The sequence below is a fragment of the Succinivibrio sp. genome (assembly GCF_045124615.1).
In the GTDB taxonomy this organism is placed as follows: domain Bacteria; phylum Pseudomonadota; class Gammaproteobacteria; order Enterobacterales; family Succinivibrionaceae; genus Succinivibrio; species Succinivibrio faecicola.
Map to the genome: position 1 here is coordinate 1 of NZ_JBGVMC010000158.1, position 10069 is coordinate 10069.

Annotated in this window: 10 protein-coding genes and 1 tRNA gene; 8 read left to right on the top strand and 3 right to left on the bottom strand. The window is 34.7% G+C overall.

Features of this window, described 5'->3' with window-relative positions; all coding sequences use genetic code 11:
* Positions 1–396 (bottom strand): class I tRNA ligase family protein (locus ACJML3_RS04220; protein WP_406020904.1); only part of this gene is annotated, 396 nt, incomplete at its 3' end.
* A gap of 276 nt (positions 397–672) precedes the next feature.
* Between ACJML3_RS04220 and ACJML3_RS04225 the strand changes: the two genes are divergently transcribed.
* The 7 genes from ACJML3_RS04225 to ACJML3_RS04255 all read left to right on the top strand — a co-directional run bounded on the left by ACJML3_RS04225 (position 673) and on the right by ACJML3_RS04255 (position 7659).
* Positions 673–2085 (top strand): diguanylate cyclase domain-containing protein, encoded by a 1413-nt coding sequence (locus tag ACJML3_RS04225; protein ID WP_406020887.1) that lies wholly within the window; start codon positions 673–675, stop codon positions 2083–2085.
* Between the two features lie 108 nt (positions 2086–2193).
* Positions 2194–3522: an endolytic transglycosylase MltG gene (gene mltG / locus ACJML3_RS04230; protein WP_406020889.1), complete on the top strand. Its 1329-nt coding sequence runs from the start codon at positions 2194–2196 to the stop codon at positions 3520–3522.
* 68 nt (positions 3523–3590) lie between these two features.
* Positions 3591–4217, top strand: a complete 627-nt coding sequence (gene tmk / locus ACJML3_RS04235; RefSeq protein WP_406020891.1) for a dTMP kinase — start codon at positions 3591–3593, stop codon at positions 4215–4217.
* Complete coding sequence (locus tag ACJML3_RS04240; RefSeq protein WP_406020893.1) at positions 4210–5325, top strand: hypothetical protein; 1116 nt, start codon at positions 4210–4212, stop codon at positions 5323–5325. The genes tmk and ACJML3_RS04240 overlap by 8 nt, the downstream gene beginning before the upstream one ends.
* 2 nt (positions 5326–5327) lie before the next feature.
* Complete coding sequence (gene lptF / locus ACJML3_RS04245; protein WP_406020895.1) at positions 5328–6452, top strand: LPS export ABC transporter permease LptF; 1125 nt, start codon at positions 5328–5330, stop codon at positions 6450–6452.
* A gap of 3 nt (positions 6453–6455) precedes the next feature.
* Entirely contained in the window at positions 6456–7523 is a 1068-nt protein-coding gene (lptG, locus tag ACJML3_RS04250; RefSeq protein ID WP_406020897.1) for an LPS export ABC transporter permease LptG, read from the top strand.
* A gap of 51 nt (positions 7524–7574) precedes the next feature.
* Positions 7575–7659 (top strand) — tRNA-Leu (locus ACJML3_RS04255).
* Positions 7660–7675: 16 nt separating this feature from the next.
* Here the strand turns inward: ACJML3_RS04255 and bcp are convergent.
* Positions 7676–8140 (bottom strand): thioredoxin-dependent thiol peroxidase, encoded by a 465-nt coding sequence (gene bcp / locus ACJML3_RS04260; RefSeq protein ID WP_406020899.1) that lies wholly within the window; start codon positions 8138–8140, stop codon positions 7676–7678.
* A gap of 132 nt (positions 8141–8272) precedes the next feature.
* The gene (locus ACJML3_RS04265) at positions 8273–9295 is read right to left on the bottom strand and encodes an aldose epimerase family protein (RefSeq protein ID WP_406020900.1); all 1023 of its coding nucleotides are present in this window, start codon (positions 9293–9295) and stop codon (positions 8273–8275) included.
* 281 nt (positions 9296–9576) lie between these two features.
* Between ACJML3_RS04265 and ACJML3_RS04270 the strand changes: the two genes are divergently transcribed.
* A partial coding sequence (locus tag ACJML3_RS04270; protein WP_406020902.1) for a nitroreductase family protein occupies positions 9577–10069 on the top strand: 493 nt, incomplete at its 3' end.

The following is a 10069-nucleotide window of genomic DNA, read 5'->3' on the forward strand; positions in this document are numbered from 1 at the left end:
AAGACGTCTCATCTGTCTTGTAATGGTACCGCCTGACTGTTCTTTCCACTTCCATACTCGGTCGATGAATTTTTCTCTGCCAAGATCATGTCTTGTGAGATTTTCTTCTTTAGCAAGCTTTCTTTCTACAACCATCTGAGTTGCAATACCAGCATGATCGGTACCGCACTGCCAGAGAGTGTTATCACCTTTCATTCTGTGGAATCTGATTAGAGTATCCATAATGGTCTGCTGGAAAGCATGACCCATATGAAGAGAACCAGTTACATTTGGAGGTGGAAGAGCAATAGAAAATGACTCTTTTGAAGAATCATAATTTGGTTTAAAGAAGCCTTCCTTTTCCCATTTCTGATAAATGTTGCTTTCGAAATTCTCGGGAGTATAGGTTTTTTCCATATCCATAGCGTAAAAGCCCTATTAGAAACTGTGTATAAAAAAATTTGCTATATTCTATCAAATTTTGGGTAAAAATTGACGATTATTAAAGAATGATCACAAATATAGGTGTTCCACTTTGGACAACAATGTAGATAAGGTTAAAAAAAATGTAATTCATGACGCCTTTTTGGGAGCAAAAAAAATTTTGATCTGCTCCTATACAAATGGCAAAGAAAATATAACTAAGAGAATAAAATAACTTATAATCACGAAAGAATTACATGGATTTTAATGATGAATAGAACTTCTGCTAAACAATTTAAGTATGTTATATACGTGCTGACAGCGATACTGACGGCATTGGTATATTTTGGTGTTGGCAGATATTTTTATTTGTCTTTGACATCAGATATGGTTTCAAAGAATAATCTTGCCTGTATTGAAAGGATGAAAAATGTTTCAAATGACATGGTAAGAGACTATGACATCATTTTCAAAAATACCAATAAGCTTTCAAAATTTATTCAGAACAATCCTGATGCAGAAACAAAAAAAATAGAAAATTTCATCGGCAAAGTTCTGATGCCTCGTGACTTAGCTTCATTCTTTAACAGAAAGAACACGGATTTTGTGCATTCTTATGTTGTAGCTAAGGATGATATTATCTCTCTTATTTATTCAAATCAGAAAGTAGATGCAAACGACATTTCAATCTTTACAAATGATGAGGGAGAATACTACAAGAGGCTAGCTCACACCAACCCTGATGAGGTTATTGTACAGGGACCTGTACTATCCCCAAATTCTCATGAGGTTCTTGTCTACAACCGTCAGGCTGTATATGTGAACGGGCAGTACTGGGGATATGTTGCTCTGTGTGCAGATTTTTACAAATATCTTGAATGTATCCGCCTTAATGTTTCTGATGACTATTTTGAGTATGCAATTAGATCGTCAATATACAAGGGAACATCCGATTATATTTGGGGTGATGCTTCACTTTTCAAGAAAAAGAATAAATTCTCAAGACAGAAGTCCCTTTTCTTTGGTAAGCAAAGATGGGATCTTGCCTTGAAGGCTAAAACTGACGAGATAAAATCTCTTCGACTTAACTGCATTCTATTGTGTTCAGGAAGTGCACTTGTTACATATCTGTTTGTATTCTTGTTTATAGGCAGAATGTTCATGTTCCGCGCGTCAGAATCTGTAGATTTGCTGACAAACACTCTTCATCACAAATCTTTTCTTTCATTATTATCAAAGGTTTTGAAGGACAAGCACGAGCATGGACTTTTGATAATTGAAATATTGAATTTCAAGCAAGTAAATTCAATATATGGATACGAAACTGGCGACAGCGTATTAAAAGAGATTGCTTCAAGACTGAAAGCCACGGTTGCATATAATGACAGATTAAGTCGAGTAGGTGGTGAGTTTATGGTACTTAAGAGAAATATCAGAACAACTATTGATATGGAACGAACAGTATCAGAAACAAGAGAAGCTCTAAGCAAGATAATATATGTAAATGGTTTTGCAATTAATCTTAAAGTTCTTGTCGGTTCATCAAATACCATCGAAACAGGAAAAGATCTAAAGACCTTGTTTCAGGTGGCAAATATGAGATTAGATGAGGACAAGATTAATCTACTCTCAGAAAATGATAAGACTGATCCTGTAAAACAGGAAGCTAAAGCTATGCTGTAGATCTACTGCGGTAATAACTTCTTTTGTCAAACTTTTCAATGAATTTTCTTTCTTAGAATATTCAGATCATTTATACTAAAGATATGCTCTAAATATACAGGAAGGTCTATGTTATTTAAATATAAAAGACTGCTGTTAGCGTGCGTTGCTCTGTTTGTGCTTATTACGTTCTTCGCAGCAGTAATGGTATATAAGACCATAAATGATTTTAAAAGCTCTCCTGCAATTTTTGACAAGCAGGTTTATTCACTTAAATCCGGTGAAAATGCTACTAAGGTAATTGAAGATTTTTCATCAAATCCAATAACAAAGCAAATAAATAAAATCTACCTTCATTTCCATACTGAATATACAGCTGTTCAGAAAGGTGACTACCTTGTCGATGGCAAGAAGTCTCTTTTAGATCTTTTAAAAGATATGGTTCAGGGAAATGTTGTTCAGAAGATCTACCCTACCTTCCCTATTATTGAGGGAACCAACTATGCAAAGATAATGCGCAGTATTTCCAAAAGAAAGACTGAGGATAAGACATTTTTCAAGCTGATAAAAGAACCTAGAAAACTAATGCTTGAAGTTTTTTCAGATGATCTTGAGCTTTTAGAATTCATAGGAGGTCCAAGAGAAAACTTTGAAGGTCTTATTTCACCTGCTACATATCCTATGTATGAGAAAAATCCATACATGCATATGTTTAGAAAAGGAATGTTAAGACAGGCAAGGATCCTAAAGAAATACTGGAATGATCGAGAAGAGAGTGAGTTTATCAAGACTCCTTATGATGCTCTGATTATGGCATCTTTAATTGAAAGAGAAACCTTTCTTGATGAAGAACGTCCGATCATTGCGTCTGTTTTTTACAACCGTTTAAACAGAGGTATGCGTCTGCAGACTGATCCTTCTGTAATGTACGGTGTAAATCCTATCTTCATAGGTCGTCTTACAAAGATCCATCTAATAACTGATACTCCATATAATACTTATTCAAGAACAGGATTGCCTCCTACTCCTATCTGTATGCCAAGAGAGAAGTCAATTTATGCGGTGCTTCATCCATCTAAGACTGACTATCTTTTCTTTGTTGCAAAAACACCATCACCTAAGGATGGTCACGTTTTCTCATCAAATCTTAGAGCCCATAACAGAGCTGTAAGTGCCTATAGAAAGAATATTAGAGAATTTCTTGTTTCACAGCATGAGAATGCTGATGAACATGATGAGCTTCTAGTTGCTGAAGAAGAGGCAAATGCAACAGCAGTAGGAGAGCAGATAGCTTCAATAAAAAATGAGGAAGCTAATGCTAAGAGTGAAGAGAAAACAGATGTAATCAGTACAGAAAAGAAGAATAATGCTTCTGTTGAGAAAAAGGAATCTTTGAAAAAAGATGTTTCTGGTTCTAACAGCGATAATAGCAAAAAGAAAAACAAAAATAATTCTTAAAAACATTTATCCGTATGCAATGCTGTATTCGAAAGAATATGGCAATTTTTATAAGTGAAAATAACACAATGAAAGGTTTTTTTATAACATTCGAAGGCGGTGAAGGCGCTGGAAAAACAACTCAGATAGATAAAACAAAATCATACCTTGAGTCAAAAGGAAGAAAAGTCATTACTATCAGAGAACCTGGTTCCACCCCTATTGCAGAGGATATCAGAAACCTTTTAAAATCTGTTCGCAATGATGACAGAATGTGTGATACAGCTGAACTTCTTTTGATGTACGCTGCAAGAGCTCAATTAGTGAATACTCTTATCAAGCCGAAATTAGAAGAAGGATTTGATATTCTGTGTGATCGTCATGATTTGTCAACTATAGCCTACCAAGGTGGAGGCAGAATGATGAATATGGATGATATCAATGCCATCAGAAATGTTGTTCTTAAGAATTTTAGACCTGATCTTACTGTTTTAATTGATGTTCCACCAAAAGTAGGAATGGCACGAGCAAGAAACAGAGGCGAGCTTGATCGTTTTGAAATTTCAAATGCTGATTTTTTTGAGCGCGTGGATAAGGCCTATCATGACTATGCAGAAAAGCATCCAGATACAGTTGCAGTTGTTGATGGAACACTTAGTGTTCAGGAAGTTAGTGAGCAGATTATAAAGAACATTCAGGAAAGACTAGATGTTTGAAAGCTGGCTATTGAATAATTACAATCAGTTTAAGCAGTCCTTGAGTCTGAATCATACTGCAAATTCAATTATTATTGCAGGTGATCCTTCTTTGGGTATTTCAAAGCTCGTTTTAAAAATTGCATCTTTGTATCTGTGTTCTGACAGAATAGAAAACGAGCAGTGCAATAACTGCAAATCATGTCAGCTTTTGCAGGTTGAAGAAAATCCTACTCATCCAGATCTGCTTTTTCTTCTTCCAAGAGGATCTAATTCAAAGGAAAAGTCTGAGGATAATGAAAGCTCAGCTCTAGAGCCTGTAACTCACAGTATAGAAGATTTTATCAATGACATGGATTATGATCTCAATCATCTTGAAACTTTTGAAACAGGTGGCGTTCGCCAGATCAGAGTTGAAGATGTAAAGTCATTTTGTGACTGGATCATGCAAGGATCTGTACTGGCAAATGGTAAGGTTGCAGTAATATCAAATGCACATCTTATGAATGAATCATCAGCTAATGCGCTTTTAAAGACATTTGAAGAACCACCTGCAGATACACTTATTGTTCTTGTAACAAAGAGTTTTGATGAACTACCTGCAACTATACTGTCAAGAGCAATGAAAATGCAGGTAAAAGCTGTTTTAGGTGATGAAGCTAAGAGCTTTTTACAGTACCATTACAAGAATGAGTATGATGAGGGCCGAGCAGAAATTGCACTGACCCTTGCAAATAATTCGCCATACAAGGCAATTGCTCTGTATAATCAGGGCCTTGACTTAAAATGCTCTTGCATAATTTCTCTGATTGATGATGTTTATTCAGGAAAAAAATCCGAAAACGAGCTTATACAAGCTTTAGAATCAGCTCAGGAACAGCAAAGATACATGATCCTTAAGGAATTTATTCTTGAGCTGTTAAAATATAAAGCAAGAATTAGTATAGATAAACTACCTTTCATAAAAAAGGTAAATGCTGCATCGTTAGGTTCAATCAGAGCAGACGTTCTTTTCAGAGCTTCAGATGCGGTTGAAGATCTGAAACCTGTAAAAACAGGTATTCCACAAAGAGCTCCAAACTCTGTTTTGAGAGCATTTGTTGAGTTGCTACTATCAGGCAGGAATTAGAATTGATTTTACAAAAATATATTTTTAAAGATATTGTAAAAGTACAGTTTGTATGTTTCTTTGTGCTTTTTGCAGTATTTTTATGTCAGACTGTAATTAAACTTCTATCAAGAGCAGCATCAGGCTCAATACCTGTTAAAGTTGTATCAGAGCTTGTTTTATATTCAATGCCTAATCTTGCCTATATTCTGATTCCAATGACACTGTATGTTGGCATAATCGTGTCTCTGTCAAGAATGTCATCTGACAGTGAGATGGTTGTTATGAAATCAGTAGGACTGTCTGGATATTCTTTTATGAAGATCTGTTCTGGTGTTGCTCTGATTTCTTCTGTACTTACAGCGATAAACTCTCTTTATCTGCTACCACATGCAACCTATGAGCAGAAGGTATTGTCAGAGACTTCTAAATCAAATCCAAATTATCTTCCAATAGAAAGTGGAAAATTTTCTAATTTTGGAGATTACACCATTTATATTCAGAAAGTAGATTCTGATTCTGCACAAAAGAATTTAGATCAGGTATTTGTGGTAAAGAATATTTATTCTCTAAATAAAGGCAAAACATCTGAATTTATTTGTTCAAACAAAGGCTATTTGAAGACTGACAATCAGAAAAAGCAGTGGCTTGTTCTTGAGAAAGGCTTTATTTACAGAAACGATTATAAAACAGGAAGTCTTGAAAAGAGTCAGTTCAGACTTATAGAGATACCTATTCCAACAGAGGAAAAGGTTGAATATGACGAGTCTAATTTCAAAGGAACTCGAACATCTGATTTAATTAAGTCAAATAATATTAAGGCGAAAATTGAACTTCAATGGCGCATAGCTCCTATTTTTGCCTGCTTTATATTCGCTTTTATTGCAGTTCCTTTATCAATGATTAATCCAAGACAGGGTAGATTTGCAAGATTAGGACCAGCAATTCTTCTGTTTGTCTGTTATTATCTAGCTTTACTTTCTTTTAGAAATCTTCTCAATTCAGGTACGATTCCTCTTTATCCTGGAATGTACTTGGTTCCTCTGCTTTTTATTATTCTTGTTGCTATACCGTTGAATCTTGAGTCTCCAAAGATCAAGTTTAAGAAGAGAAAACAGCTTAATAAGAAAGAATCAAAAGGAAGCTAGACTATGTACAGTATTTTAGATAGATATGTGGGAAAGAATGTAATTCTTTCAATTTTCCTAGTTTCAGTTTGTCTTACACTGTTTGCTGCTCTCATACAGTTGATTGATGGATTACGATACATTGGAAGAGGAAATATTGATTTTCTGTTTGTGCTCTATTATGTAGGCCTTAAGCTTCCATCTATATATGTTACATTCTTCCCGATTGCAATTCTTATTGGTTGTGTTGTCGGACTTGGAATGATGGCTCGCAATAGTGAGATCATTATTCTTCAGTCAATCGGTCTATCAAAGTTAAGTATTGGTCTTTCCTCTGTAAAATCAGTGCTGCCACTTATTCTTGTCGTTGTGTTTATTGGTGAGACATTAGCACCACATTACGATAAGAAATCAGAAACAGAATTTGACAAAATGTCTAATACTATTGGAATTTCTGTTACAAATGCAGGAGCATGGGTAAAAGAAAACAATAATTTTTACGGAATAGCCGCAATTATCAATGGAAAAAAGATGGCCGGTGTAGTCAGATATGAGTTTGATTATTCAGGACAGCTCAAGTCGTTTAGAAAAGCCAGTTCCGGAGAGCTTGTTGACGGAAAATGGAAAATGAAAAATGTAATTGTTCAGGAGATGAATGATAACGAAGTAAAGAATTATCGCAAGAAAGAAGAAGAATGGCCTTTAAATGTTACTGAAAAGCGACTTTCAATTCTTTGTGAACTGTCAGAATCTATGTCCGTGTTGCAGCTATATGATTATATAAAATACATAGAAACAAATGGTGTTGATTCTAGTCGCTACCGCCTGAGCTTTTACAGTAAGATCATTTCTCCTTTTATTATGCTCGTTATGATGCTTTTGGCACTTTCAACAATTTTTGGTCCACTGCGTTCAATGAATATGGGTGTAAGAATTCTGGCAGGAATAACACTTGGTTTTGCATACTATGTGCTAAATCAGATCGTCGCTCCATTCAGTCTGGTATATGGTATACCTCCATTCTTTGGAGCAATTTTTGCTTCTGTTGTATTTGCAATATTAGCAGTATATCTTTTACGAAGAAAATCGTAGTTATTACTTTACAATTCAAAGCAGTAAAGCTATAATTTTTTAGCTTTTGATGCCTGAGTGGCGGAATTGGTAGACGCAGCGGATTCAAAATCCGCCGTAGAAATACGTGTGGGTTCGAGTCCCACCCCAGGCACCAATCACATCTATTGTTGTTATTTAATCTTCTCAAATTCACCAAGCATCTTTGTGGCATCTTCTGCTGCTTTTACCTTGTCGCTTGCATATATAATTATTCCTTTTTCATCGATAAGATAGGTTGTTCGCAGCGTTCCCATATATGTTTTTCCATAATTTTTCTTTTCTTTCCATGCATCATAAGCAGATATTACCTGAGTAGATTCGTCGCTTAAGAGAGTTATAGAAAGATTCTGTTTATTCTCGAAATTTTTATGTGACTTAACACTATCTTTGCTGATACCTATTATTACTGTGTTGTATTTTTCAAATTCTTTATGGAGAATAGAATATGAGCATGCCTGTTTAGTGCAGCCAGGTGTATTATCTTTTGGATAAAAGTAAAGTAGTACTTTCCTACCAGAATAATCAGATAAAGTATGTATTTTTCCGTTTTGATCCTTTAGTGAAAAATCAGGAGCTTTTGTATTTACTTCAAGCATATAAATCCTTTTGTTAGTAAGTCTAAATTAAGTATAGTAAGTATTCAGAAAAATATGTCTTAAAAAGAAAAAAATCCTGACACTGAAGACCTGTGTCAGGTAAGACATATGAACGATTAATTTGAAACTCTACTATTTAAACTTGTAGACTATATGTCTATCTAAAGGAGTGTTAGGAGTTATTATGGGATTTAAATGAGAAAACTGTGGCATATGCGGACAGTCTGGATAGAATTCAGGCTCAATGCACAGACCACTCTGATTCTTGTATACCTGACCATCGTCTCTTGCAATAATTCTGTTTGTACCTTCGTTTATATAGTTTCCAGAATAAAGCTGGAAAGCAGGATAATCAGTTGCAACTTCTAGTGATAATTTGCCGTCATCTGAGGTTAGTTTGATAAATGATTTATTTAAATCACCATCAATTAAGAATGGATGGTCATATCCAAGACATGCAGTCATCTGATCATCCTTTCTAAAATCCTGTCCAATTGTCTTTGGCTTTCTGAAGTCAAAAGCAGTGTTTTCTACTTTACGAACCTCACCAGTAGGAATAGATGTTTCATCAAGTGGTAAGAATGAGTCTGAATCAATCTTCAATGTATGGTTAAGAACAGAAGAATTCTTTCCATTGAGATTAAAATATGCATGATTTGTTATACAAGCATAAGTTTTTTTATCGGTTTTTCCGATGTAATGCATATCAAGTTCATTACTGTCATTTAGTGTGAAAACAACAGTCAGCTCGAAATTACCAGGAAAACCCATATCCATATCAGGAGAACTGATTACATAAGTTAATGAGTTGTCTGTTTTTGAAAGTAATGTAAAGCGTCTTTTATCAAAGCCTTCAATACCACCGTGAAGGCAGTGCTTTGCACCTGAATTTAATTTGTATTCAACACCATCAATAGTGAATTGTGAGTTTGCAATTCTATTTGCAAAACGACCTATTGTTGCATTAAAGAAACATTGCTGTGAAAGCCAATTTGATGGATCTTCAAGACCAAGCAGAACTTCACGTTTATCTTCACCTTCTACAGGTACCTTTATTGAAACAATGGTAGCACCGATATCCATTACAGTAACGCACATGCCGTTTTTATTGCATAGTGTTTCAAGTTTTGGATTTAGTGAATTTAAAGCAGACATAATTATCTCCTCTTGAGAAGCATTATTATAATAGCATGAATTTTTGAAAAAGTATGTAACCGTTTACAAAATAGTGATATATCGCAATCTTTTATTTTTTAATATATGATTTTTCAGAAAATTAATTTTAACAATTATCTCGTTTTTTGATTAACTTAATAAATTTTGATTGTTTTATAACAAAAGCATATAAAGGTCATGAATACAAGATTTGAGTAAAGTGGCTAAAAAATTCTTTGTGCTGTGCTAATATGATTTAAAAATTTTTATAGGTGAAGAAAATGAAAGATTTTTTACAGATTTCAAAAGAGCGTTATACAACTAAGCATTATGATTCTTCAAAGAAAATTAGCGATGCTGATTTTCAAAAGCTTCTAGAGATTTTAAGACTTGCCCCTTCTGCTGTTAATGTTCAGCCATGGTATTTCTTTACAGGATCATCTCAAAAGGCAAAAGACATAATTCTAAAAGCAATTCCTGAATTTAATATCCCAAGAATTCAGGGATGTTCCCACTTTGTGGTTTTATGTGCCAAAACAAAGGTTGATGATGAGTTTTTAAGTTCTGTAACTGCAAAAGAGTCTGCAGATGGCCGTTATTCAGAAGACAGGATCCGTGATGCAGTTGATGAACACCGCCGTCATTTTTCTAATATGCATGTTGAACTTGGTGATTTTAATGAATGGACTGCAAGACAGACCTATATTGCCATGACAGCTCTTTTATATGGTGCAGCTTCAATGGGTATTGATTCAACTCCTATTGAAGGTATGG